The sequence below is a fragment of the Pseudomonas flavescens genome (assembly GCF_013408425.1).
Classification (GTDB): domain Bacteria; phylum Pseudomonadota; class Gammaproteobacteria; order Pseudomonadales; family Pseudomonadaceae; genus Aquipseudomonas; species Aquipseudomonas fulva_A.
Genome location: NZ_JACBYV010000001.1, coordinates 1,724,290 through 1,749,409, shown reverse-complemented (window position 1 = coordinate 1,749,409; position 25,120 = coordinate 1,724,290). Strand labels below are relative to the sequence as shown.

Annotated in this window: 24 protein-coding genes, 1 pseudogene and 1 riboswitch; of the genes and pseudogenes, 13 read left to right on the top strand and 12 right to left on the bottom strand. The window is 64.0% G+C overall.

What is annotated here, in order from left to right; all coding sequences use genetic code 11:
- Nucleotides 1–2: 2 nt before the first annotated feature.
- From FHR27_RS07735 to FHR27_RS07695, 10 genes and pseudogenes are all read right to left on the bottom strand, one after another.
- Nucleotides 3–953: an ABC transporter permease gene (locus tag FHR27_RS07735; RefSeq protein WP_042552529.1), complete on the bottom strand. Its 951-nt coding sequence runs from the start codon at nucleotides 951–953 to the stop codon at nucleotides 3–5.
- Nucleotides 950–2,578: an ABC transporter substrate-binding protein gene (locus FHR27_RS07730; protein WP_179538219.1), complete on the bottom strand. Its 1,629-nt coding sequence runs from the start codon at nucleotides 2,576–2,578 to the stop codon at nucleotides 950–952. Before FHR27_RS07730 ends, FHR27_RS07735 begins: the two co-directional genes overlap by 4 nt.
- 86 nt (nucleotides 2,579–2,664) lie before the next feature.
- A complete protein-coding gene (locus FHR27_RS07725; RefSeq protein WP_179538218.1) occupies nucleotides 2,665–5,172 on the bottom strand; it encodes a TonB-dependent receptor plug domain-containing protein in 2,508 nt (835 codons plus the stop codon).
- A gap of 202 nt (nucleotides 5,173–5,374) precedes the next feature.
- Nucleotides 5,375–5,506, bottom strand: a complete 132-nt coding sequence (locus tag FHR27_RS26860; RefSeq protein ID WP_257026851.1) for a hypothetical protein — start codon at nucleotides 5,504–5,506, stop codon at nucleotides 5,375–5,377.
- 15 nt (nucleotides 5,507–5,521) lie between these two features.
- Nucleotides 5,522–6,316, bottom strand: coding sequence for an ABC transporter ATP-binding protein (locus FHR27_RS07720; RefSeq protein ID WP_179538217.1), 795 nt, complete (start codon nucleotides 6,314–6,316; stop codon nucleotides 5,522–5,524).
- 3 nt (nucleotides 6,317–6,319) lie between these two features.
- Nucleotides 6,320–7,078: pseudogene (locus FHR27_RS07715) on the bottom strand (ABC transporter permease); the annotation flags it as partial.
- An 82-nt stretch (nucleotides 7,079–7,160) separates the two neighbouring features.
- Nucleotides 7,161–7,955 (bottom strand): class II aldolase/adducin family protein, encoded by a 795-nt coding sequence (locus FHR27_RS07710; protein WP_042552534.1) that lies wholly within the window; start codon nucleotides 7,953–7,955, stop codon nucleotides 7,161–7,163.
- A 31-nt stretch (nucleotides 7,956–7,986) separates the two neighbouring features.
- On the bottom strand, nucleotides 7,987–8,937 hold the full coding sequence (locus tag FHR27_RS07705; protein ID WP_042552535.1) for a D-isomer specific 2-hydroxyacid dehydrogenase family protein: 951 nt from the start codon (nucleotides 8,935–8,937) through the stop codon (nucleotides 7,987–7,989).
- Nucleotides 8,934–10,133, bottom strand: coding sequence for an acyl-CoA dehydrogenase family protein (locus tag FHR27_RS07700; protein ID WP_082045723.1), 1,200 nt, complete (start codon nucleotides 10,131–10,133; stop codon nucleotides 8,934–8,936). The genes FHR27_RS07705 and FHR27_RS07700 overlap by 4 nt, the downstream gene beginning before the upstream one ends.
- A gap of 356 nt (nucleotides 10,134–10,489) precedes the next feature.
- Nucleotides 10,490–11,383: a LysR family transcriptional regulator gene (locus FHR27_RS07695; protein ID WP_042552536.1), complete on the bottom strand. Its 894-nt coding sequence runs from the start codon at nucleotides 11,381–11,383 to the stop codon at nucleotides 10,490–10,492.
- Nucleotides 11,384–11,606: 223 nt separating this feature from the next.
- On the opposite strand from FHR27_RS07695, the gene FHR27_RS07690 reads away from it, so the two are divergent.
- The 8 genes from FHR27_RS07690 to FHR27_RS07655 all read left to right on the top strand — a co-directional run bounded on the left by FHR27_RS07690 (nucleotide 11,607) and on the right by FHR27_RS07655 (nucleotide 19,091).
- Entirely contained in the window at nucleotides 11,607–12,356 is a 750-nt protein-coding gene (locus FHR27_RS07690; RefSeq protein WP_042552537.1) for a GntR family transcriptional regulator, read from the top strand.
- Entirely contained in the window at nucleotides 12,353–14,083 is a 1,731-nt protein-coding gene (locus tag FHR27_RS07685; RefSeq protein ID WP_218878460.1) for a fumarate reductase/succinate dehydrogenase flavoprotein subunit, read from the top strand. The genes FHR27_RS07690 and FHR27_RS07685 overlap by 4 nt, the downstream gene beginning before the upstream one ends.
- A 128-nt stretch (nucleotides 14,084–14,211) precedes the next feature.
- Nucleotides 14,212–14,457, top strand: a complete 246-nt coding sequence (locus FHR27_RS07680; RefSeq protein ID WP_179538216.1) for a 4Fe-4S dicluster domain-containing protein — start codon at nucleotides 14,212–14,214, stop codon at nucleotides 14,455–14,457.
- A gap of 261 nt (nucleotides 14,458–14,718) precedes the next feature.
- On the top strand, nucleotides 14,719–16,137 hold the full coding sequence (locus FHR27_RS07675; RefSeq protein ID WP_179538215.1) for an ABC transporter substrate-binding protein: 1,419 nt from the start codon (nucleotides 14,719–14,721) through the stop codon (nucleotides 16,135–16,137).
- Nucleotides 16,138–16,187: 50 nt separating this feature from the next.
- Nucleotides 16,188–16,970, top strand: coding sequence for an ABC transporter permease (locus tag FHR27_RS07670; RefSeq protein WP_179538214.1), 783 nt, complete (start codon nucleotides 16,188–16,190; stop codon nucleotides 16,968–16,970).
- Nucleotides 16,970–17,824, top strand: a complete 855-nt coding sequence (locus FHR27_RS07665) for an ABC transporter ATP-binding protein (protein WP_042552542.1) — start codon at nucleotides 16,970–16,972, stop codon at nucleotides 17,822–17,824. The genes FHR27_RS07670 and FHR27_RS07665 overlap by 1 nt, the downstream gene beginning before the upstream one ends.
- Nucleotides 17,821–18,801: a HEAT repeat domain-containing protein gene (locus FHR27_RS07660; protein ID WP_179538213.1), complete on the top strand. Its 981-nt coding sequence runs from the start codon at nucleotides 17,821–17,823 to the stop codon at nucleotides 18,799–18,801. Before FHR27_RS07665 ends, FHR27_RS07660 begins: the two co-directional genes overlap by 4 nt.
- Nucleotides 18,798–19,091 (top strand): DUF971 domain-containing protein, encoded by a 294-nt coding sequence (locus FHR27_RS07655; protein ID WP_042552544.1) that lies wholly within the window; start codon nucleotides 18,798–18,800, stop codon nucleotides 19,089–19,091. Before FHR27_RS07660 ends, FHR27_RS07655 begins: the two co-directional genes overlap by 4 nt.
- Before the next feature lie 472 nt (nucleotides 19,092–19,563).
- Here the strand turns inward: FHR27_RS07655 and ykgO are convergent, their stop codons facing one another.
- Both ykgO and FHR27_RS07645 read right to left on the bottom strand, forming a co-directional pair.
- Nucleotides 19,564–19,719: a type B 50S ribosomal protein L36 gene (gene ykgO, locus FHR27_RS07650; protein WP_042552546.1), complete on the bottom strand. Its 156-nt coding sequence runs from the start codon at nucleotides 19,717–19,719 to the stop codon at nucleotides 19,564–19,566.
- Nucleotides 19,716–19,976 (bottom strand): type B 50S ribosomal protein L31, encoded by a 261-nt coding sequence (locus FHR27_RS07645; protein WP_042552547.1) that lies wholly within the window; start codon nucleotides 19,974–19,976, stop codon nucleotides 19,716–19,718. Before FHR27_RS07645 ends, ykgO begins: the two co-directional genes overlap by 4 nt.
- 280 nt (nucleotides 19,977–20,256) lie before the next feature.
- Nucleotides 20,257–20,452: riboswitch (cobalamin riboswitch) on the top strand.
- Nucleotides 20,453–20,627: 175 nt separating this feature from the next.
- Between FHR27_RS07645 and FHR27_RS07640 the strand changes: the two genes are divergently transcribed.
- Genes FHR27_RS07640 through FHR27_RS07620 form a run of 5 tightly spaced genes read left to right on the top strand, consistent with a single transcriptional unit; the run spans nucleotide 20,628 to nucleotide 25,120 of the window.
- Entirely contained in the window at nucleotides 20,628–21,644 is a 1,017-nt protein-coding gene (locus FHR27_RS07640; RefSeq protein ID WP_179538212.1) for an ABC transporter substrate-binding protein, read from the top strand.
- Nucleotides 21,641–22,675 carry a FecCD family ABC transporter permease gene (locus FHR27_RS07635; RefSeq protein ID WP_179538211.1) on the top strand — a complete coding sequence of 345 codons (1,035 nt, stop codon included), beginning with the start codon at nucleotides 21,641–21,643 and terminating at the stop codon, nucleotides 22,673–22,675. Before FHR27_RS07640 ends, FHR27_RS07635 begins: the two co-directional genes overlap by 4 nt.
- Complete coding sequence (locus FHR27_RS07630) at nucleotides 22,672–23,439, top strand: ABC transporter ATP-binding protein (protein ID WP_042552550.1); 768 nt, start codon at nucleotides 22,672–22,674, stop codon at nucleotides 23,437–23,439. Before FHR27_RS07635 ends, FHR27_RS07630 begins: the two co-directional genes overlap by 4 nt.
- Before the next feature lie 15 nt (nucleotides 23,440–23,454).
- Nucleotides 23,455–23,889: a pseudoazurin gene (locus FHR27_RS07625; protein WP_179538210.1), complete on the top strand. Its 435-nt coding sequence runs from the start codon at nucleotides 23,455–23,457 to the stop codon at nucleotides 23,887–23,889.
- 7 nt (nucleotides 23,890–23,896) lie between these two features.
- On the top strand, nucleotides 23,897–25,120 hold the full coding sequence (locus FHR27_RS07620) for an MFS transporter (protein WP_179538209.1): 1,224 nt from the start codon (nucleotides 23,897–23,899) through the stop codon (nucleotides 25,118–25,120).

Below are 25,120 nucleotides of genomic sequence, written 5' to 3'. Positions count from 1 at the left end.
GGTCAGGACACCTTCGGCGTGTGGGCGATGCGCGGATCGAGGTAGGGGTAGAGCAGGTCGACGATCAGGTTCACCAGCACGAAGGCGGCGGCCGACACGGCGACGATCGCCAGCACCACCGGAATGTCCTGGCGCAGTACCGCCTCCTGAGCGAGGCGGCCGACACCGTTGCGGGCGAAGATGGTCTCCACCAGCACCGCGCCGGACACCGTGTTGCCCACCTGCAGGCCGATCAGGGTGAGGATCGGCAGGGCGGCGTTCTTGAAACCGTGGCGGGCCTGCACCTGCCAGCGACTCAGGCCCTTGGCATAGGCCGTGGCGATGTAGGGTTCCTGCCACACGCCCTGAAAGCCGCGTTGCAGTACCTGGGCATACACCGCCGCGCTGGGGATCGCCAGGGTCACGGCCGGCAGGATCAGGCTGTCGAAGCCGCGGCTACCGGTGGCCGGGAACCAGCCGAGGCTGAAGGCGAACACCTGGATCAGCAGCAGACCCATCCAGAACACCGGCACCGAAAAACCCAGGGAAGGCAGGCGGGCCATCGCCACTTTCAGGGGCTGCCAGCGCACGTAGGCCGTCAGGTAGGCCAGGCCGATGCCGCCGACCATCGATAACACGATGGCCAGGCCGGCCAGCGACAGGGTTTGCGGCAGTCGCTCGGCGAGCAGCTCGCTGACCGGGCGATTGAGCGACAGTGATTGCCCGAAGTCGCCCTGGATGGCGTTCCAGAGCAGGCTGAAGTACTGCTCGAAAATGCCCTTGTCCAGGCCGTAGTAGGCTTGTGCCTTGGCCAGATCTTCTGCCGACAGCGCATCGGCCTCCATGCCCGAGGCGCTGAGCATGATCGACAGGGTGTCACCCGGCAGCAGGTAGAGGATGAAGTAGGTGATGCTGTAGGCACCCCATAGCACCAGCAGCGCCTGGCCGACCCGGCCGATCAGGTAGCGGTTCATGGTTCACCGACCTCGATGTCGTTGAGCAGCGCGAAGCCCTCGGCGGTCCAGCGGAAGTTCTTCACCCGTTGCGCCGTGGCGGCCTGCCAGACGCGCTCGTAGATCGGAAACGCGGATGCCTCGTCGACCAGCAGATCCTGCAGGTCACCATAGGCCTGTGCACGTTGTTCGGTCTGCGTGGCGGTGATGCCGGCATCGAACAGGGCCTGGGCCTTGTCCAGTGTCTGTGGCTCGTACAGGTTGGTGGCCAGGGTCGAGCTGTTGGCGGTACGCGGATCGAGGATGGTCTGCAGGATGATCGGATCGGCGCGGGTCATGTAGGTTGAAGTCAGGTCATAGTTGCCCTGAGAGTTGGTGGTTACCCACTCGGCGCGAGTGACCACCGCCAGTTTGAGCTCGATGCCGATCTGGCGCAGCTGATCCTGGATCAGCACGTCACCGGCGGTTTCCGCACCCTGAATGTTGTAACTCAGGCTCAGGCGCTTGCCGTCCTTGCTGCGATAGCCATCGGCGCCTTTGTGCCATCCCGCCGCGTCGAGCAGTCGTTCGGCACCCTGAGGGTCATAAGCGAGCTTGTCGCCCTGGTCCTTGAAGTAGGGCGTGGTGACATCGTAGATGCCCTTCACCACCGGGAAGTCGGCGTTGTACACGGTGCTGGCGTAGGTCTTGCGGTCGATGCCTTTCTGCAGCGCCAGGCGCACCTGCTTGTCGGCCAGCAGGCGCTCACCGCGGGTGTTGGGGTAGAGGTTCAGCGCAGGTCCCGGCAGGGAGCGGCTCTGGATGGTCGCGCCCTTGGACTGGAACAGCTTGAGGTCCACTTCGGAGAACGGATTGCGTGGCCAGAGGATGTCTGCCTTGCCCTGCAGGAACAGGCCGTTGCGGACACTCTCCTCGGGGATGTAGCTGATTTCCACGGCATCCAGATGGGCTTCGCCGCGATTCTTGACGTTGGCCGACGCCCAGGCGTACCCCTGGCGCTTGACCAGCTTGGCGCCGACTTCGGGCGTGTAGTGATCGAGCACGAACGGGCCGGTGCCGATGATCTTGCCGAGCGAGCGCTCCTTGGCGCTGAGCGCGTAGGAGGCGGGGGCGAGGATCGCCAGGTTGGTGGTGGAAGTGGCCTGCAGGAAGCCGGCGTTCGGCCGCGACAGCACCAGCCTGACGGTGAAGTCGTCGACCACTTCGGCGTGGTCGAAACCTGCCAGGTAGGTGGCGCCGAAGGTGGCGGGAAGCTCGGTGGCCAGGGCCTTGTTGCTGTCGAAGGCGGCCTTCACGGCGTTGGCGTCGAAACGTTCGCCGTTGCTGAAGGTGACGTCGTCACGCAACCTGAAGGTGTAGTTGAGGGCGTCATCGCTGACGTCCCAGCTCTTGGCCAGCCAGGGGATGATCTCGCCGCTGTCCGGATCCTGGTCGGTGAGCGACTCGGCGACGTTGCGCAGCAGCACGCGGTGCTCCAGCCAGTACACCTGGAAGGGGTCGACGCTGACCAGGGTGGTGTTGTCGCCGAAGAAGGCGATGTTCAGGGTTTTGCTGGCGGCTTCATCAGCGGAGGGCGAGCAGCCGATCAGGCTGAGGGCAAGGGCGCAGGAGGCCAGCAGGTGCGTCGCAAGGCGGGTTTTCTTCATCTCTTCTTCCCACTGTTTCGAATGAGGTGCATGCAGGGATTCCAGGCAAAATGGCCGCACTGCTCTTGGGCAATGCGGCCTTGCAGTCAGAAGTCGTAAGCGAGTTTGGTGTACCAGAAGCCGCCACCAGGGTGGAAAGGCGGGTTGCCGTAGTTGTATTTGAAGGCCGCCTGGGTGATGCCGTTGTTGTCAGGCTTGACGTTGAAGATGTTGGTGCCGCCCACGCTGACCGTCAGGCTGTCGAACAGCAGGTAGGAAAGATCGAGGTCGGTGATCCACTTGGCTCCGAAGGTGCGATCCTGGGCGGCATTCTGCTGCCAGGTTTCGACCTTGCCGTAGCGAGTGGTCTGCAGGTTGGCGGCGAAGTTGCCCAGGCTCCAGTTCGCACCCAGCACCCATTTGCTGCGTGGCGTGGCGGCGACCACCAGGCCTTCGGAGGCATGCCCGGCCACCTCGATACCGGCGTTCTGCAAGAACGACGGGTTGTTTCGCTTATCGCGAACAGTGGTTTTGTTGTAGTTGAATGCGGCGCTCCAGCGCACATCGCCCCAGGCGCCGAACTGACTGCGGTGATCGGCCACCAGATCGATGCCTCGGGTACGGGTGTTGAACGCGTTGGTGTAGTAGCTGACCCAGGTGTTGCGTGCCACGCCGGCGGACTCGAGGATGTCACCGATTGGACCGGCGCCGCCGCCCGGCGCTGCGATGTTGTCGCTGAGCACGATGCGGTCGTCGATGTCGATCAGGTAGGCGTCGGCAGTGAAGCTGGTGCGTGGGGCTGGCTGCCAGGTCACGCCCAAACCCAGGTTGCGCGACTTTTCCGGCTTCAGATCGGATGCGCCCAAGGCTTGGCCCAGAGCGCTATCCGGCGTGGCGGTATAGCGCAGGGCCGGGACCGCGTTGCCGTTGGCATCTGCAGCCGTGCGGTTATCGGAGACGGTATAGCCCAACTGAGTCAGAGACGGCGCCCTGAAGCCCGAGCCAACCGTCCCGCGTAGCGCTACCTGGTCGGTCAATTCGTAGCGCGAATTGAGCTTGAAGCTGAAGGTGTTTTCCTTGATGTCGTCATAGTGCTCGAGCCGGCCTGCAAGGCCCAGGTACCAGCGCTCACTGAGGTCGAAGCCGAAATCCAGATAGCCTGCGAGGTTGTTGCGTTTGATGTCGGCTTCATCCTCCGGGCGAATGGCCACGACAGCCTGGGCGCCGACCGATGGCTGCGCGCCGTTGGCGGCATTCTGCTGACTGCCGGCTGGAAAGGTGTAGGGGCCGACGCTCCAGGCACGTGGATCACTGCCTGCGAAAGTCTGGAAGCGCTCCCAGCGATGCTCCACGCCTGCAGAGACCTGAGTCGGTAGAGACAGGCCAAACAACCCGTCGAAAGAGCGGGTGACATCGAAATTGTTGACCCACTGTTCGAACTGCAGGCTGGCCAGGTCATCCCAGGAGGTGGGCGATGCGGCGCCATAGGTGGGGTTGATGGTCAGGTCGCTGGAATGCTCGATCTTGTTGCGGCCGTAGGTGGTGGACAGATCCCAATCCCAGTCCGCCACGTTGCCTTTGCCGCCAAACAGAAACTGGTAATCCGTGTCCTTGAGGTTGTTCAGCGGGTAGTAGCCGTCGGGGAACAGTTCGGGGATCGAGGCCGCGCCCCTGGCCGTGCGCAACTGATTCAGCGCCTCGGTTTTGCGCTCGCCGTAGGTCGCATACGAGTACAGTTTCAGATCATCGGCCAATGGCAGCTCGGCGTTGTAAGCCAGGTTGAAGGCCTTCAGGTCGGGGTCGCCATTCTTGGTGCTCACGCGATCCCAGGCGGCCTGACGTTCAGGCTCGAAATAGGCTTGGACGGTGCTCGGCGACTTCCCGACCCAGGTCGCCGTGCCGCGCTTGCGCGCATCTGCGGAAAGGTGCACGAAGCCCCCGTCGCTGCCCAGCGCGAAGCCGTGGTCGGCGGCGGTTTTGATGGTTTCGCCCTGGCCGGAGAAGAGCTTCCCGTAGCTGGTCTCCACATGGCCACCAGAGGTATTGCCCTTGAGGATGATGTTGATCACCCCGGCGACGGCGTCGGAGCCGTACTGGGCGGCGGCGCTGTCCTTGAGCACTTCGATGTGCGAGACGGCGCTGACCGGGATCTGATCGATGTCCACGGCGTTCGCGCCGCTGTTATCGGTGCTGCCATTGGCGGGTGCAGCGCCGTTATGACGGCGTTTGCCGTTGACCAGGACCAGTGTGTAGGCCGGGCCGAGGCCCCGGTTGCTCAGCGGGCGAATCGAGGAGTTGACCCCGGCGATGTTGGTGCCGAAGTTGAACGAGGGCAGCAGCTTGGAAATCGCTTCGGAGAGTTCGGCGCGCCCGGTCTTGAGCAGCTGCTCGCTGTTGATGATGTCGATTGGCGTCGGGCTGTCGGCAACCGTGCGTTGCTGCCCGCGGATGCCGGTGGAGATCACGTTGACGGTTTCCAGGCGTGTTTCGCTGCTCTGCGCCTGCACGCTGGGCGCCAACAGGCAGGCCAGTGAAAGTACCGAGAAGGTCAGTCCTGCGCGAGCCGGGGCGCTGCGCAGATGGCGCAGGCGTGTGCTGGAAAAAGGTGTTGCCATGGCGCTTGTCCCTGTCTGAAAGGCTGGGGCGACAGCCAATATGGCGTCGCCCGGAAAGGTGTCCACTGCCGTACGCAAGGCGCACGAAACCCTGACGCGCGTTTTCACGTGCGGGCTGTCTTGCAGTGGTGGGGGCGACAAGGCGGTGGTAGGTCGCTCCAGGTCTTGCGTGGTCTGTCCGGTGGGCTATCCGGTTAGACGATCAGCGCTGGCGGCACATTCGCTCGCCGTTGTCTGCCGGCGGCACACCCGGCCAGCCGATCAGTGTGCTGACGCTGTCGCCATGCAGGTTGTCGAGCAGGCGACTGGCGAGGCGGGAAAGATAGCGTTTCATGACTGACCTCCTGCCTTAGATGGCGATGGCGCTGAGCGGGTAGCCCGACGCGAGAAAGGGGTTGTGATCACGACCGAGGCTGTCCGGGTCGTCCTTCTCCACGCCGAGCAGTGCCAGCAGGCGCGTGCGGATATCGTTGAAACCGGTCTGGCCGTTGTCCCGCGGGCGGCCCAGGTCGACGCGCAGTTCTTCGGCGATGCGCCCGTCCTGCAGCACGATGATGCGGTCGGCGAGCAGAATGGCTTCGTCGACATCGTGGGTGACCAGCAGAACGGCTGGCGTGTGCTTTTGCCACAGGTCGATGATCAGGCGATGCATGCGGATACGGGTCAGCGCATCGAGGGCGGCGAAGGGTTCGTCGAGCAGCAGCAGTTTGGGCTCGCGAACCAGGCTGCGCGCCAATGCCACGCGCTGGGATTCACCGCCGGACAGGGTGGCGGGAAAGGCTTCCAGGCGATGGGCCAGGCCCACTTCGGTCAGCGCCTGGATGGCACGCTGCTTGGGGTTGGCCACGCGCAGGCCGAGGGTGACGTTCTTCCAGGCGCGCTTCCAGGGCATCAGCCGCGGCTCCTGAAATACCGCCGCGCGGGCTTGCGGGGCGATCAGCTCGCCGCCGTCGATGGGGTCCAGGCCTGCCAGGGAGCGCAGCAGGGTGGTCTTGCCGGAGCCGCTGGCCCCGAGCAGGGCGACGAATTCGCCTGGGGCGATGTCCAGGTTCAGTTCATCGATCACCCGGTTGTCCCCGAACTGACGCACCACGCCGCGCAGGCTGACGGCCGGCGAGTAGTCGATCTTGCTGTGCGCATTCATGCTTCAGGTCCTTATGAACGAGGGGCGCCAGGCCAGAGCCAGGCGTTCCAGGGTGCGAATCAGGCCGTCGATGAGCAGACCCAGCAGGCTGTAGATCAGCAGGCAGATGACGATCACGTCGGTGCGCATGAAGTCGCGGGCATCGCTGGCCAGGAAGCCGATACCGGCGGTGGTGTTGATCTGCTCGACGAACACCAGAGCCAGCCAGGAAATCCCCAGGGAGTAACGCAGGCCGACGAAGAACGAGGGCAGGGCGCCAGGCAGAATCACGTGCCAGATGAGTTCGCGACGGTTCAGCCCCAGGGTATTGGCCGCTTCGATCAACTTCGGGTCGATATTGCGGATGCCGGCGAACAGGTTGAGGTAGATCGGAAAGGTGGTGCCCATGACGATCAGCGCCACCTTGGTGAATTCACCAATGCCGAACCACAGGATGAACAGCGGCACCAGGGCCAGAGACGGAATGGTACGCAGCATCTGCATGGGGGAGTCGAGGGCGATTTCGCCACGTTTCGACAGGCCGGTGATCAGCGCTGCCGTGACGCCAATCGCCACGCCGATGCCGAGGCCGGTCACGGCCCGCTGCAGAGACACCAGCAGGTGGCGCAGCAGTTCACCGCTGCGCGTCAATTCCCAGAGCGTGCCGCTGATCTCGCTGGGGGCGGCGATCACGCGGGCTGGAATCAATCCGGCCCGCGAGGCGATTTCCCAGAGCAGCAGAATGGCCAGGGGGCTGATCAGGCGCAGAACGAAATCCGGCGTGGTCCATTTGCTGCGGCGAGCGGGCTGTACCGTGCGGCTCACGGTGATGGTGCTGGCGTTGGTCATGGAGGTCTCCCGCTGATCAGTGCTTGTAGCTCTGGCCTGAAGCCCGTTCGAGCTGGCGAATCAGCGCGTCCCAGTGCAGCTTGATGCCCGGCCCTTTGCCATCGGAAAAACGCGCCGATTGCTGGCGAACCTTCTCGATGGCCTCGGCGGGGGCATGCAGCAGATCGGCATTACCGCCGGCCTGTGCGGCGATCTGGATGTTGCAGGCGCGTTCCAGCCCATGCAGCTCGCGGAAGGCGTGTTCGACGCTGATGCCGCCGGTGAGCAGGCCATGGTTGCGCAGGATGAAGATGTTGCTGTCGCCGAGGTCGGCAACCAGGCGCTCCTGCTCGTCCAGATCCAGCGCCACGCCTTCGTAGTCGTGGTACTTCACGCGGCTGTAGAAGCCCAGGGCATGCTGCGAGAGCGGCAGCAGCCCGCCGCGCTGGGCGGATACCGCTGCGCCATCACGGGTATGGGTGTGCAGCACGGCCTGCAGATCCGGGCGCGCGCGGTGGATGGCGCTGTGGATCACGTAACCGGCCTGGTTGATACCCAGGTTCAGCGGGTCGTCGATGATGGTGCCGTCGACATCCACCTTGACCAGGTTGGACGCGGTGATCTCGTCGAACAGCAGGCCGAAGGCGTTGATCAGGAAGTGTTCGTCCGGCCCCGGCACACGGGCGGAGAAGTGCGTGTAGATATGATCCGTCCAGCGAAACAGCGCAGCCAACTGGTAGGCGGCAGCCAGTTTGACGCGCACTTCCCATTCTTCAGGGCTGACGCGCTCCTGGACGGAAGGAATGCTGTGCAGGGTAGCGAGTGAACTCATGGCAATCTCCAGGCCCTGGTGGGCTGTCTGTTCAGTAACCGCGTCCGATATCGACGAGGTTTTCCAGTTGCGCTTGCGCCTGGAAACGCTGGAAGTTGGCGACGAAATCGTCGACGAACTTGCGCTTTCCATCGGTGGACAGGGCACTGGTGTGGGGTGAGATACGTACCCGCGGATGCAGGTACAGCGGGTGATCGTTCGGTAGCGGCTCGGGTTCGGTGACATCCAGGGTGGCGCGGCCGATGCTGCCGTTGTCCAGCGCCTCGAGCAGGGCGTTCTGATCGAGCAGGCCCCCACGAGCCAGGTTGATCAGGTGCAGGCCAGGTTTGGCGCTGCCCAGCACGTCGCGGTCGAGCAGGTGGCGGGTATCCGCGGTCAGCGGCGCAACCACCACCAGGTGGTCGGCTTCGGCGAACAGATGGTGAATGTCGCGGGCGGCCTCGATGCCGGGGATTTCGGCGATGGCGTGGCCAGGGCGACCCAGGGCGATGACGCGCATGCCCAGGGCCAGCGCCTTGTGCGCCAGGCTCTGGCCAATCGAGCCGAGGCCCAGAATACCCAGGGTCGCGCCCTTGACCGGCTGCAGGTAGGTGAAATGCCAATCGTCGTTCTTTACCCAGATGTCCGGAAGCTGCTTGGCTGCGCTGAAGATCGCCGCCAGGGCGAATTCGGCGACATGGTTGGCGTTGGCACCCTTGGCGCTGGCAACCTGCTCTACGTCGAACAGCCAGTGCGGGTAGAAATCGATGCCCGAGGAGGCCAGTTGCACCCATTGCAACGACCACGGCCAGCCGGCTGGCGCTTCCTTGAGTTCGACGCCGCGGACGTTGATGGGGCGTACGATCAGCGTGCTGGCGTCAGCGGGAATCTGCGCCAGGCCTTCCGGGCCAAAGGGGATTTCGACGATGCGCTGCTGCGGCAGGCGCTCGCGCAGATAGGCGTTGGCCTCGGTATCCAGCTGGCTGACGATGGTCTGGCTCATTGCGCTGCCTCCCGGGCCTGGGCGAAGGCGCTACGACCGACGGCGCTGAGCGCCACGTCGTCCTGCGGGGTATGGATGCGGCTGCACAGCACGTCACGGAAATGCCGCTCCAGCGGGTTCTTGCGTGACAGCCCCGGGTTGCCGGATGCCTCGATGGCGAGCTCCACGGCACGTATGGCGTTGCTGCTCACCAGTTGCTTGATCTGCCCGGCGTGCGCTGCCTCGACCTGGCCTGCGGCAGCCGAATCGAGCAGGGTGCGGTTGGCGAACAGCAGGGTATCGATGCGCCCGACGATCTCCTGAAAGCGCGGCAGGCTGGAGAGCGGTGCGCCGAGGTTGGACGGCGTGCGTTGTTCGAGAAAGCCCACCAGCCAGTCCCGCGCCGCCTGGGCGACGCCATCGTAGATGGCGGGCAGCAATACCGACATCCACAACATGCCTTCACCGTCCAGTTCCGGCCTGGGTGCACTCCACGGGCTGACGCTGACTGCGTGATCGAGAGGGATCAGCACGTCGTCGAACTGCACTTCATGGCTGCAGGTGGCGCGCATGCCCAAGTGGTCCCAGTCCTCGACGATACGAATGCCGGGGGTGTCGCGATGTACCAGGTAACCGCCAACCAGCGGGTCGGCATCGTCGCTGCGTGCCCACACCAGGTACCAGGTCAGGCCGTGACTGCCGGTCGAATAGATCTTGCGGCCGCTCAGGCGCCAGCCTTCGCGGGTACGCCGGGCAGTGGTCGCTGGCAGACCACCGCGCGCCGGCGTGCCGAGTTCGGGTTCGACGCGAAAGGCGTTGATCAGTGCGCCGTTTTCCACCGCATCGATACCGACCTGGCGACGCAGCTGCTCGGGCCAGTTGAGGTTCTGCTGCAGGCGGAAGTGCTGCAGGTACTGCATGACCAGAATCAACGCCGTGGACGGCTCACCCTTGGCCACCGCGCTGATCACCCGCCGCGCGGTAGGCAGATCGGCGCCACCACCCCCGAGCGTCTTCGGCACCGTCAACCCCAGCAGGCCGTGGCGCTGCAGTAGGGCGAAGTTCTCGGCCGGAAATTCGCCACTGCGATCGAAACGCGCGGCGCTGGCGGCCAGGGTCGCGGTGATTTCATCGAGCTGGCGGGTGAAGCGGGCCTCGTCGCGCTCCGGGGATACGCGATGGGTGGGGAAGGCGAGGGTGTCGGCGGATTGCGTCATGGGTCTCTCATCACGGGCGCAGATGGCAGGCAATGCCTGTTCGATTTCTGAGCGCCCCAGGGTGATGAGGTGGCCTGGGTGAGACCGTATTCTTATAGCTTTACGCTGTAAAAGTCTTTTTGGTTCTAAGCTAATTATCAGCTTTTCTGAATTAACAATTTTGTTGTTATGCGTTTGTGGAATTTTGAGGGGCGTGAGAAGTGCCTGTCGATGCCGCCAGCGGCTTACGGCCAGTAGCGACCAGCGATCTGGCCCTGCGTCAGCGACTCGCGCCGCTCACGCTGAGGGTTGCAAAGGGCGAGGAGCCACTGCCGTCGATCACAGGGCGCGATAATGGCTCGGAACTTCGCCCGGCCCTATTGCGAGCGCAAGCGCTGCGCGGCGACGTCGCTGAACAGGTTCACGGCGTCCTGCAGGTTGCCCAGGTACTGCGGGTGCAGCAGCCAGAGATCGATCATCGGCTTGAAGTCGCTGACGTTGATCACGTCCAGTTGCTCGCGGTGCCCGCTGCGCTCGAGCAGGGGCGCGGGCACCAGGCCGAAACCCATGCCGCTGGCGACCAGGCCCAATTGCAGTTCGGTGCCGAAAGTTTCCAGGTTGATCTGCAACGACAGGCCCTGTTCGGACAGCGCGCGTTGCAGGCCTGCGCGGAAACCACAGCCGTCGGGGTTGAGCACCCAGCCCTGCTGGTAGCAGTCCTTGAGCTTGCAGCTGCGCTTGCGCATCGCGCCCTTGGCGGCCACCACCAGCAGCGGCATGCGGCCGATGGAGCGGCTGGCGATGCCTTCGGGGAAGATCTTGCCCGCCGGGAAGAGTACTGCGGCGGCATCCAGCTCACCGTTTTCCATGCGCGCGATCAGGGTGCTGCCCCAGCCATTGATGACCTGGGTCTTCAGTTCCGGGAAGGTTTCACGAATCTGCTGCAGGGCGTCGAGCAGCACCACGTCACTGATGGTTTGCGGCACTCCCAGGCGCAACGAGCCACTGGGCGAGCCATCGCTGGCGACCAGTTCGCGCAGCGAGTCGATCTCGCGCAGGATCGCCTTGCACTGATCGTAGACACGCAGGCCCATGGGGGTCGGTTTGAGCGGCTTGGTATTGCGGTCGAGCAGATTGGCGCCCAGATCCTCTTCGAAATTCTGCACGCGGCGAGTGATCGCCGGTTGAGTCAGTTGCAGAGCATCGGCAGCCAGCTTGGTCGATTGACAGCGGATGACGGCGACGAATGCATCCATGTCATCGATCTTCATCTCAGGTACTCACATATTAAGGGCAGGAAAAATGCCTCGATAGAATAATCATCTTTAACCATTTTGGGCACGGCCTTTTCCTTTTCGTGAGCATTCGACGGCGATCCTGATCGCTGAAATTCTCCGCCATAAGCTTATTTCTTAATCGTATTTCAGATCAGCCCGGTTATTCGCTATTTTCTCGTCACTACTTGTTATGACAAGTTGATCAAAAAGGATTCACATGTCTCAGCTCATACCGCTTTCGCCCGTTCCCCTGTACAGCCAGCTCAAGGAGTTGCTGCGCTCGCGCATCCTTGATGGAACCTATGCGCCGCACAGCCGCATGCCCTCGGAGAACGAGCTGGGCCAGACCTATGGCGTCAGCCGCATCACCGTGCGCCAGGCGCTGGGTGACCTGCAGAAGGAAGGGCTGATCTTCAAGATCCACGGCAAGGGCACCTTCGTGGCCAAGCCAAAGGCGTTCCAGAACGTCAGCACGCTGCAGGGCCTGGGCGAATCGATGAAGCAGATGGGCTACGAGGTGATCAACAAGTTGCGCAGCCTGCGCCACGTTCCGGCGTCGGCATTGGTTGCCGAGCGCCTGCAGGTGGCAGAGGGCAGCACCGTCACGGAAATCCGCCGGGTGCGGCTGATCAACCGCGAGCCGATTTCCCTGGAAATCACCTGGCTGCCCCATGCCGTGGGCGAAAAGCTGGAGAAGGCCGATCTGGTCACGCGTGACATCTTCCTGATCCTCGAAAACGACTGCGGCATCGCCCTGGGTCATGCCGATCTGGCCATCGATGCCGTGCTTGCCGACAGCGACCTGACCCAGGCGCTGGCCGTGGAGGAGGGCTCGCCGATCATGCGTATCGAGCGCCTGACCCACACCGCCGATGGCACACCGCTGGATTTCGAACACCTCTATTACCGTGGCGATGCCTTCCAGTATCGCCTGCGCATCGACCGACAGAAGGGCGCGCAGCCATGAGCATCAACACCTTGGAACAGGAATACGACATCGTCATCATCGGCGGTGGTACCGCTGGCCCCATGGCCGCGATCAAGGCCAAGGAACGCAACAAGACGTTGCGCGTGCTGCTGGTCGACAAGGCCAACGTCAAGCGCAGCGGAGCGATCAGCATGGGCATGGATGGCCTCAACAATGCCATCGTGCCCGGCCACGCCACGCCCGAGCAGTACACCAAGGAAATCACCGTGGCCAATGACGGCATCGTCAATCAGGCCGCCGTGTACGCCTATGCCACCCACAGTTTCGAAACCATCGAGCAGCTCGACCGCTGGGGCGTGAAGTTCGAGAAGGACGAAACCGGCGACTACGCGGTGAAGAAGGTGCATCACATGGGCGCCTACGTGCTGCCGATGCCCGAAGGGCACGACATCAAGAAGGTGCTGTATCGCCAGCTCAAGCGCGCCCGGGTGGAAATAACCAATCGCCTGGTGGCCACACGCCTGCTGACCGATGCCGACGGCGCGGTCAACGGCCTGATGGGTTTCGACTGCCGCACCGCCGATTTCCACGTGATCAAGGCCAAGGCGGTGATTCTTTGCTGCGGCGCGGCCGGACGTCTCGGGCTGCCGTCTTCCGGCTACCTGATGGGTACCTACGAGAACCCGACCAATGCCGGCGATGGCTACGCCATGGCGTATCACGCCGGTGCCGAGCTGGCCAATCTGGAGTGCTTCCAGATCAACCCGCTGATCAAGGATTACAACGGCCCGGCCTGCGCCTACGTGACCGGCCCGCTGGGGGGCTATACCGCCAACAACAAGGGCGAGCGCTTCATCGAATGCGACTACTGGAGCGGCCAGATGATGTGGGAGTTCCATCAGGAACTCGAGGGCGGCAACGGCCCGGTGTTCCTCAAACTCGATCACCTGGCCGAGGAAACCATCCAGAACATCGAGGAAATCCTGCATAGCAACGAGCGCCCCAGCCGCGGCCAGTTCCATGCCGGGCGTGGCACCGACTACCGCTCCAGCATGGTCGAGATGCACATCTCCGAGATCGGCTTCTGCAGTGGCCACAGCGCTTCCGGCGTGTGGGTCAACGAGCGGGCGGAAACCTCGGTCAAGGGCCTGTATTCGGCCGGAGACATGGCAGCGGTGCCGCACAACTACATGCTCGGCGCCTTCACGTACGGCTGGTTCGCGGGCAACAACGCTGCCGACTTCGTCGCCGAACGCGACCACAGCCCACTGAATCAGGCGCAGATCGACGCCGAGCGGGCGCGGGTCTACGCGCCGCTGAACCGCGAGCATGGCCTGCCGCCGGCACAGGTGGAGTACAAGCTGCGCCGCTTCGTCAACGATTACCTGCAGCCACCCAAGGTCACCAGGAAGATGGAGATCGGCCTGCAGCGTTTCGCTGCCATCGAAGCGGATCTGGGCGAGCTGAAGGCCAGCAACGCCCACGAACTGATGCGCGCCATGGAAGTCAGCGTGATCCGCGACTGCGCCGAGATGGCCGCCCGCGCCTCGCTGTTTCGCAAGGAAAGCCGCTGGGGCCTGTATCACCACCGGGTCGATCACCCGCAGCGCAATGACGCCGAATGGTTCGTGCACTGCCACCTGAAAAAGGACGAACACGGCCAGATGGTCAGCTTCAAGAAACCGGTCGAACCTTACCTGATCGCTCTGGATGATGAAGAGCAGCAGGCCTACAACCGCCTGCGGGTAAAGACCGAAGCGGCGTGAGCAGGGTGGGCTTTGGCCCACCAAGTGGCATCAGGCTGAGCTTTCCCGGTGAGCTGAAGCGGATTGCCGTGGGCCCACCCTACATCCTAGAAAAACACGAGAGCCACAGGCTCCGAGGACACCGTGATATGGCCTTCCAGCCCCAGGAAATCCTGTTTCGCAGCAATGCGCCCGTGACCATCGACGAAGACAAGTGCATCGCCCACAAGGGCTGCACCGTGTGCATCGATGTCTGCCCGATGGATCTGCTGGCGATCAACCCGGCGACGCAAAAGGCTTACATGGCTTTCGACGAGTGTTGGTACTGCATGCCGTGCGAGAAGGATTGCCCGACCGATGCGGTGCGCGTCGAGATTCCTTATCTGCTGCGTTGAACAAAGCGCGACCTGGAGTTTTGTAGGCGCCCGCTTGCGGGCGATCAACGGGAAAGCATCGCCCGCAAGCGGGCGCCTACGGAATTCAACGCTCGAGACTCTGCAGCTAGCGCGAAGCTTATCCACCGAATATCCAACATAAAAAAGCAACACGCCATCCGGCCAACCACCGGACGCCTGATCAACAGACCCCTCGTTTCCCACCGGCCGACCACCCGGCGGAGACGATTCCAATACCTATTGATTCGAGGGGAGACACCCATGCACTTGCGTACCACTCTGGTCGGCCTCGCGCTGGCCATCGGCAGCATCACTGCTCAGGCGCAATCCAACCAGGAGCCGATTCGTATCGCCATCGGCACTCAGGACACCACCATCAACTGCGCCACCGGCGGGTTGTTGATCCGCGAGCTCGGCCTGCTCGACAAGTACCTGCCGCGCGATGGCAAGTACAAGGACGCCAAGTACGAAGTGGAGTGGAAGAACTTCACCAGCGGCGCGCCCCTGACCAACGAAATGGTCGCCGGCAAGCTCGACTTTGGCGCCATGGCTGACTTCCCCGGTTCGTTCAATGGTGTGGCCCACCGCGATGCCGGCAAGCAGAGCCTGTTCATCACCGTGTTGTCGGGCAGCACCAAGGGCAGTGGCAACGGCATCGTGGTGCCGGCATCCTCCAGCGTGCAATCGCTGGCCGAGCTCAAGGGCAAGACCATTTCCGTGCCGTTCGCGTCCACCGCCCATGGCATGCTGCTGCGCGCCGTTGCCGCCCAGGGCTGGGATCCGCAGAAGGACGTACGCATCATCGCCCAGGCCCCGGAAATCGCCGGCTCGGCGCTGCGCAGCAATCGCATCGAGGCCCACGCGGACTTCGTGCCGTTCGCCGAACTGTTCCCCAACCGTGGCTTCGCGCGCAAGATCTACGATGGCTCCCAGGCGGATGCACCCACCTTCCATGGTGCGCTGGTGGATGCCGATTACGCCAAGAAGTACCCGGAAGTGGTCACCGCCTACCTGCGCGCCGGCCTGGAAGCGGATCGCCTGTTCGCAGCCGAGCCGGAGAAGTACAGCGAGCTGATCGAGAAGGTCACCGGTATCGAGGCCGAGGTGAATTACCTGTTCCACGGCCCGCTCGGGTTGCAGACCCGTGACCTGACCTGGAAGCCCGAGTACCGCCAGGCAGTCACCACCTCCATCGAAACCCTCAAGTTGCTGAAGAAGACCGACCGCGGTCTGAACGTCGAGCAATTCGTCGACGATCAGTACATCAAGGCTGCCTTCAAGGCCGAAGGTGGTGATTACGCACAGGCGCTGGCCAATTACGCACAACTGCCGCTGAAAGCCAATGATGCAGTGACCGGCCAGCCGATCACCGATTTCAAGCGCGTGGCGCAGATCTGGGTGCGTGGTGAAAGCAAGGTACGTCACTACGCCTCACCGGAAGCGGCCTTCAAGGCGCTGGCGCAGCTCGAGGAAGAGGGCAAGGACATCCGTGCCATCTACGCCCAGGCCAGCGACAGCGGCATCAAGCTGCTGGCCAACCAGGCCTGGTTCGTACGCAACGGCAAGGGCGAACTCAATGCCTTCCTGCTCAAGGGCCAGGCTGAAGCCTATGCCAAGGCTCACGGTGGTGAGGCGCTGGACTTCGGCAGCGCCAACCAGCGCTTGGTAGCCGCACGCTGATCGGCCCGCTGCGCCATGCCTCCCGTGGCGCAGCACCTTACTGGAGCCTGATGATGACTTCTCTACACCGTTGGCCGTTGCGCCTGGCGTCGTTGGCGTTCTGCCTGCTGTTCTGGCAGGTGGCGACCAGCTCGCGCCTGGATCTGGGGCTGCTCACCTTCATCTACGTGCCCACGCCCGAGTCGGTGGCCGATGCGGCCATCGCGCTGATCGAATCCAGCAGACTCTGGGATCACGTCGGTGCCAGCCTGGGGCGGGTATTCAGCGGTTACCTGATCGCCGCCGTGCTGGGCGTCACCCTCGGCATCGCCATCGGCCGTTCCCGCTGGGCCGAAGACAGCCTGCTGCCGCCGCTGGAGGTGCTGCGGCCGATTCCTGCCGTGGCCTGGATTCCCCTGGCGATCCTGATGTTTCCCTCGTCGGAACTGTCGATGATCTTCATCACCTTCACCGGTGCGCTGTTTCCGGTGCTGCTCAATACCGTGCACGGGGTGGAGGGTGTCGATGCCCGCTTGATCGCGTCGGCCCGCAGCCTTGGCGCAGGGCGCCTGGCGATCCTGCGTGAGGTGGTCCTCCCGGGCGCTGCGCCGAGCATCGTCACCGGCCTGGCGATCGGCATGGGTACCTCCTGGTTCTGCCTGGTCACCGCGGAAATGATCTCCGGGCAGTTCGGCATCGGCTATTACACCTGGGAGTCGTACACCATCCAGAACTACCCGGACATCATCGTCGGCATGCTGCTGATCGGCCTGCTCGGCATGGGCAGCAGCCTGCTGGTCAAGCGCCTCGGCAGCCTGCTGACGCCCTGGTATCGCAGCGGAGGGCGTCGCTGATGAGCATTCATGAAACCGGCCTGTCGGCCGGACGCATCGATATCGAGAAACTGACCATCCGCCTCGGTGAGGGCGTGCAGGCGTTCGAAGCCGTGCAGGCGCTGGACTTCTCCATCGCCGCTGGCGAATTCGTGTGCATTCTTGGCCCCTCCGGCTGCGGCAAGTCGACCTTGCTCGGCGCCCTGGCCGGACACCTGACGCCCAGCGCCGGTAGCTTGCGGGTCGATGGCCAGGCGGTGGATGGCCCGTCACCGCAGCGTGGCATGGTGTTCCAGCATCACACCCTGTTGCCCTGGCGCAGCGTGCTCGACAACGTCGCCTTCGGTCTGAAGATGCAGGGCATCGGCAAGGCTGAACGGCAGCAGCGGGCGCGTGAGTTTCTCAACCTGGTCGGCCTTCAGGATTTCGCTGCGCGCTGGCCCAATCAGCTCTCCGGCGGCATGCAGCAGCGCGCCGAGATCGCCCGGGTGCTGATCAACCGTCCACGCCTGTTGCTGATGGACGAACCCTTCGGCGCGCTGGACGCGCAGACCCGCAGCAAGATGCAGGAGTTGCTGCTGGATATCTGGGGCAGGGTGCGCACCACCGTGGTGTTCGTCACCCACGATATCGACGAAGCCCTGTTCCTGGCCGATCGCATCTTGGTGATGAGTCCGCGGCCGGGACGTTTCATCGAAGACCTGCGCCTGGACTTTCGCCGTCCGCGGCATGCGGGCCTGTTGACCAGCCCGGAATTCGTACAGCTCAAGCGCCACTGCCTGGAGCTGCTGCGCCACGAAGAAGGTCGCGAGCTGCCACGCCTGACCCCGCTCGGGCTGCCCACCGAACATCCGCCATTGCGAGTTGCCCTATGACCGACCTGAGCACCTATGTAAGCACCGATAACCCCGACATTCTCGACCTGCTGCCACGCCTGCAAGATGAGGACGCCGGCGTGCGCCGCATCGCCCTGATCGAACTGGCGGACCTGGAGGAGCCGGACGCCTTGCCCTGGCTGACCCATGCCCTGACCCGTGACACATCCGCCGATGTCCGCGCCGAGGCGGCTCGCCTGCTGGAGGCCTGGGAGGAGCCCGAGGTGGTAAATGGCCTGTGCGCTGCCCTGACCGATGCCGACGCCCGCGTGCGCGGCGCCGCAGCCCAGAGCCTCAGCGAGTTGAAAACCGCCGATGCCGGTCGCGTGGTGCTGCCCTGGGCCAGGCATGCCGACCCGTTCGTGCGGGCCAGTGCCTTGCGAGCCCTGCGCGAGTTGCGGCTGATCGACAGCGTACCCACTGCCGTCGCCGCGCTGCAGGACAGCGATGCCTTCGTGCGCCGTGAAGCGGTCGGTATCCTCGGCTGGTTGAAACAGGCCGATGCGCTGCCGCAACTGGCGCGCCTGGCCAGCGACGATACCGATACCGAAGTACGCCGTGCCGCCACCGGTGCGCTGGGGCTGGCCAGCGACGACAGCGTGCTGCCAGCCCTGCAGACGGCGCTCAAGGATCGCGAATGGCAGGTGCGTGAAGAGGCCGCCACCACCCTCGGCAAAGTTGGCCACGCGGGTGCCGGCCCTGCGCTGCTGGAGGCGCTGAGCGACAGCTACTGGCAGGTACGGCTGCGTGCGGTGCGCTCGCTCGGCCGCCTGCGATTCGCCGCGGCCCGTGAGGCGCTGGTGGAACTGCTTGGGCACGCCATCAGCAACCTGCGCAAGGAGTCCGCGCTGGCGCTTGGCGAACTGGGCGACGCTCAGGCACTGCCCGCATTGCTGGCCGTCGAGCACGATGCCGACCCGGAAGTGCGCAAGGCGGTGCGTATCGCCATCGGCCAGTTGCGCCTGCAAAAGTCATGAACCAGGCACCCGTCGCAATACGTAACAGTGCCACGCAAGCGACATTGAGCGTGGATTGGGGGCAAGGGCAGGTACAGGTGCTCGCCCACGGGCGCCTGCGTGCCGGGTGTCCGTGCTCGAAATGCCGGGCGGCTCGGCTGGCGCAGCGCATCGACGTGGTAGCGGATGGCGTCCGCATCACGGCAGTTCACGCACAGGGCTATGGGCTGCAATTGGTGTTCGACGATGGCCACGACCGCGGCATCTACCCCTGGAGCTATTTGCGTGAACTGGGGGAGGTGGCAGGTTGAGTTGACCGGGCTTGTCGCATGGCCTGCTCGTCACGGCGTCAGCCGCGGAATGAGCGAAATCGCCCCGCGGCGACCAGAAAATGGCGTCGAACACCCATTTTCGCAGGCGCCCCGATGCTGTCGGACCGTGCCACGCGGCGAATGGTGGGTACGGCGCGGATGCAGAGAATGGCTACCATCGCATTCGCGCCGAGGGCGGCGCTCCTACCGGCATGGCTTCACCCCAACGATTTCGCAGGCGCCCCGATGCCGTCGGACCGTGCCGCGGCGAATGGTGGGCACGGCGCGGATGCAGAGAACGGCTAGCATCGCATTCGCGCCGAGGGCGGCGCTCCTACCGCAATGGCTTCGCCCCAACCATTTCGCAGGCGCCTCGATACTGTAGGAGCCCGCTTGCGGGCGAATGGTTGTCGCGCCACAGACCTGGAGAGACGGCTGTGAACGCGCCGCGCCGAGAGGCTGATGCAGGCGCTTAGCCCTTGTTCTTGCGCTGCGGTTTGGGCCGGCCTTGCACGCACTTGAAGCGTGGTTCGGTCTTGCAGATCACGTAGATGCGACCCCGGCGCTTGACGATCTGGCAATCGCGGTGGCGCAGTTTGGCCTGTTTCAGCGAGGCGACGACTTTCATGAGCGGGCTCCTGCGAAACCGGCGAAGCGTTTGTTGAAGCCGGCCACCCGACCTTCGCTTGCCGTCTGGCGCTGCTGGCCGGTGTAGATCGGGTGCGACGCGCTGGAGATATCGAGCGTGACGTAGGGATAGGTGTTGCCGTCGCTGTGCTCGCGGGTCTTGTCGGTGCTGACGGTGGAACCGATCAGCCAATAGGTGTCGGCCGAGACATCGTGAAACAGCACGGGGCGGTAGTCGGGGTGGATACCAGGTTTCATGAGCACTCCAATAAATACGTTATAAGGTAACAATATCAAGTCTTGTTGATTTTGGTTCTCATTTCAAGCCTGAATCCGAATTTTTCCACCACGGTGTCGATCGGCTCCATGGATCTTTCGATCAGGAGCTGAAGCGAGCACTCAACTCGACTTGCTAAATTGTTATATTATAACAATAATGGTCGCCAGCATTAGCCGCACAGGTGCTGCAACGGCTTCGGTATGTCGAGATGAATGCGCAGAAACTGCAGCGAAGCGCTGCAGGGCAGCGACCTAATCGTTTAAGATGCCGCCCGCCGGTTTCCGCGAGGAATTAATAGGGAATCCGTCGCCATTTCTGATGGCCAAACGGAACTGCCCCCGCAACTGTAGGTACCGAGCAGCGCTGCATTCGTGTCACTGGGGGCGAACCCGGGAAGGCCACAGCGCTGCCGCGACGTACCAGTCAGGAGACCTGCCGGCATCGGTCCGATCAGCTGCAATCCAGCTGTGTTTGGACACTGCAATCGAACCAGCCGGCGGGGTGTCCGGGAGGGGGCATCCGTAATCACCTTCCTGATGGACAGGTGCGGCCATGGCCGCTTGGCGTGATGTGTTCTCCAGCCTGCGCACTGCCATTTATGCGTATCTGTTGATTGGGAGATCACCCGCATGACCGTGTCTCGTTTTGCCGTTCTGGCCGCCACCCTTGGCCTGTCTTCGATGGCGCTGGCCGCCACCCCGACTCGTTACCCCCTGACCCTCGAGAACTGCGGCCATGAGCTGAGCTTCGCCGATGCGCCGAAGAGCGCCGTGACCATCGGTCAGGCCGGCACCGAAATTCTCTATTCCCTCGGGCTTGGCGACCGTCTGGTGGGTACCTCGCTGTGGTTCAGCAACGTCCTGCCCGAGTTCGAGGCGCAGAATGCCAAGGTCGAGCGCCTGGCCGATAACGACCCGAGCTTCGAGTCGGTGATCAACAAGCGCCCCGGGCTGGTGGCCGTGCAGTTCGAGTGGATGGTGGGCAAGCAGGGCGTGGTCGGTACCCGTGAGCAGTTTCACGCGCTGAAGATTCCGACCTACATCATGCCGTCCGACTGTGAGGGCAAGGACAATCTGGTGGGTGCCGACGGTACTCGCCTGCAGCCGTTCCAGATCGACAGCCTGTACAAGAGCATTCAGCAGCTGGCGCAGATCTTCGACGTGCAGGCTGAGGGCGACAAGCTGGTCGCCAGCCTGCAGGAGCGACTCGGCAAGGCGGTTGCAAATGCCGAGCAGCGCCAGGCGAAGCAGATCTCCGCCGCGTTCTGGTTCTCCAGCGCCGACCTGGATCTCGACCCCTACATGGCCGGTCAGAAAGGCGTTGCCGATTACATGATGAAGTCGCTAGGGCTGCAAAACGTGGTCGAGTCCAGCGAAGAGTGGCCAACCGTCGGCTGGGAAACCCTGGCCAAGGCCAACCCGACCGTGCTGGTGCTTGCGCGCATGGATCGCCGCCGTTTCCCGGCTGACGACGTGGAGAAGAAACTCGAGTTCCTGCGCAATGACCCGGTCGCCAAGCACATGGATGCGGTGAAGAACGGCCGCATCGTGATTCTCGATGCCGACGGCATGCAGGCTTCGCTGCGAATGATCACCGGCATCGAAACCCTGGCCAAGGCCGTTGACGGGTTCGATCTGCAGAAATGATTGCCCGTGGCTCCCGCCTGTTCCTGCTGACCATCGTCTGCCTGCTGTTGCTGGCCGTGGCGGTGGTCGTCGGTGTGGCGCTGGGTGAAACCCGCATCACGCTGTCGGTGGTCTTTCAGGTGCTGGCCAACAAGCTGTTCGGGGCGGGCTTCGTGCTCGATCCGATCGACGAGGGAATCGTCTGGAACTACCGCCTGACCCGGGCCCTGGTGGCCGCCTGCTGCGGCGCCGGGTTGGCGGTTTCCGGGGTGGTGCTGCAGGCGCTGTTGCGCAATCCGCTGGCCGATCCCTATCTGCTGGGGATTTCCGCCGGTGCCTCCACCGGAGCGGTTTCGGTGGCGCTGCTGGGGCTCGGCGCAGGCATGCTGTCGCTGTCCATGGGCGCCTTCATCGGTGCGATCGCCGCCTTCAGCCTGGTCGCGCTGCTGGCGCGGGCCGCCGGTGGCGGCGCGCTGAATGGCACCGGGCAGATCATTCTTGCCGGTATCGCCGGCTCCCAACTGTTCAACGCGCTGACCTCGTTCCTGATCACCAAGTCGGCCAGCGCCGAGCAGGCCCGGGGCATCATGTTCTGGCTGCTCGGCAACCTCAGTGGTGTCAACTGGCACGATGTCGCCCTGGCCGTGCCCGTGGCGCTGGCCGGGGTGCTGCTGGTGGCCTGGCATACTCGCGCGCTGGATGCCTTCACCTTCGGTGCCGAATCGGCTGCGTCGCTGGGCGTGCCGGTGCGTCGGGTACAGGCCACGCTGATCGCCTGCGCGGCGCTGGTCACGGCGGTGATGGTGTCGATCGTCGGCTCCATCGGCTTCGTCGGTCTGGTGATCCCTCACGCTGCACGGCTGCTGGTCGGCGTGCGGCATGGCCGGCTGGTGCCGGTCGCGGCCCTGACTGGTGCGGTGTTCCTGATCGCCGCCGACGTGCTGTCGCGTACGGTGATCAAGGGCCAGGTACTGCCCATCGGTGTGGTCACCGCGTTGATCGGTGCGCCGGCCTTCGCGGTGATTCTGGTACGCGGGAGGCGGGCGCGGTGAGTACGGTGCTGCAGTGCAGCGACCTGGGCTGGTCGGTGAAGGGTAGGGCAATCGTCGCCGGCGTCGATCTGCAACTGCGTCAGGGCGAGACGCTCGGCCTGATCGGTCCCAATGGCTCGGGCAAGTCGACCTTGCTCAAGCTGCTGTCCGGCATCCGCACGCCGGGCAGCGGCCAGGTGCACCTGCAGGGCAAGCCGCTGGGTGGCCTGAGTCGCCGGGATGTCGCCCGCCAGTTGGCATTCGTCGAGCAACAGGCCGACACCGGTGACGCGGTGACGGTGCGCGATGCCGTCGAGCTGGGCCGCACGCCCTGGCTGTCGGCCTTGCAGCCCTGGTCGGCGGAGGACGAACGGATCGTCGTTCAGGCACTGGCGGATGTGGACATGGCCGAAATGCCGGAGCGAGCCTGGAGCACCCTGTCGGGCGGTGAACGCCAGCGCGTGCACATCGCTCGGGCACTGGCGCAGAAACCGCAGATCTTGCTACTCGACGAACCCACCAACCATCTGGATATCCAGCACCAGCTGTCGATCCTCAATCTGGTGCGCACGCTGCCGGTGACCACGCTGATCGCCTTGCATGACCTCAACCAGGCTCTTGAGTGCGACCGCCTCGGGGTGATGGAGCGCGGTCGGCTGGTGGCGCTGGGGGCACCGGCCGAGGTGCTGACCACCGAGCGTTTGCGCGACACCTTCGGCGTACGCGCCCGCTACCTGGTCGACCCTGAAGACGGTGCCCGGGTACTGCGCTTTCAACCTATCTGAGACGAGTCTTTTGTCATGCGTTTTTCGCCGCTCTTCGCTTTGCTCGCTACGCTTGTGTTCACAGCTCCGGCATTGGCCGAAACCCACGAAGTGAAAATGCTCAACCGTGGGGAGTCCGGTTCGATGGTCTATGACCCGGATTTCCTGGCCATCGCCCCCGGTGACAGCGTGACGTTCATCGCCACTCACCCGACCCACAACGCTGCCAGCATCCCCGGCCTCCTGCCGGAGGGCGCCGAGCCGTTCAAGGGCAAGATCAACGAAGAGATCGAGGTGACTTTCAGTGAGGCAGGGCTCTATGGCATCCAGTGCATTCCGCACCTGGCGATGGGCATGGTGATGCTCATTCAGGTCGGCGATCAGCCGGTCAGCGCGGCGCAGATTCCCGCGCAACTGCCAGCGCGAGCCAGGCAGCGTCTGGAACAGATCGTCCAGCGTGCGAGCGAATGAGCCAGCCATGAGCCGGGTGCTGGGTACCTTCGCCGGCCTGTCACCCGCCGCACGGGTGCTGGTGCTCAACAGCCTGGCGTTCAACTTCGGCTTCTACATGCTAGTGCCGTATCTGGCCGGGCACCTCAGCGAGAGCCTGGGGCTGGCGGGTTGGGCGGTGGGCCTGGTGCTCGGCATCCGTGTGTTCAGCCAGCAGGGGCTGTTCCTGTTCGGCGGCTTGCTGGGTGACCGCATCGGCTACCGTCGCGCCATTCTCATCGGTTGCCTAGTGCGTTGCGTGGGGTTTGCCGTGCTCGGCTTCTCGGAAAGCCTGGCGGTTCTGCTGCTGGCCGCCTGCGTCAGCGGCTTTGCCGGTGCGCTGTTCACGCCTTGTGCCCAGGCCTACCTGGCCGATGAGTGCCAGGACATGCAGCAGCGCAAGCGCGCATTCGCTCTGCAGAACATGGCCAGCACCGCCGGCATGCTGCTCGGGCCGCTGGCAGGCCTGCTGCTGATCGGCATCGATTTCGCGGTATCCGGCAGTGTGGCAGCCGGGCTGTTTCTGCTCATGACCTTGGTGCAGTGGCGCTTCCTGCCCAGCAAGGAGCTGGTTTCCGGTGACGAGCCGGTGACCATGCTGCGCCAGTGTCTGGACATGCTCCAGCAGTGGTCATTCCTGCGCTTCGCCCTGTTGGCTGCAGCCTATCCGTTGTTGTTCCATCCGCTTTATCTGGCGATCCCGGCCTACAGCCACGCCCACGGCGGCGGCCAGGCGTGGATCACACGGGTATTCGTGATCACCGCGCTGGTTGGCGTGCTGCTGCAGATGCCGATCAGCGCGCTACGCCAGCGTTGGCTCAGCGAGGGGCAGGGCATGGGCCTCGGCCTGGCGTTGATGGCGGTCAGCTACGCGCTGTTGGCCGAACCTTTCGCCAGTCTGTTGAGCCCGTATTGGGCGGTTCTGCTGATGGCCGCTTTGCTTAGCCTCGGCAGCCTGCTGGTACTGCCGCTGCTGTCGGCCCACGTGCCTCATTACGCCCGGCGCGGGCAGCTGGCCGCCTATTACGGCTTCTTCGCCGGTGTGGGCGGGTTGGCGGCGTTGTTCGGCAATGTACTGATCGGCCGGCTGCTGCCCGCTGAGCAGGCGCCGCCACAGTTACTCTGGTGGGCGCTGGTCGGCATTGGCCTGGCTGCGGCTTTCGGCTTGGCCCGACACATGGCCGGTTTGAGCCGTAACAGCACGCAACCATGA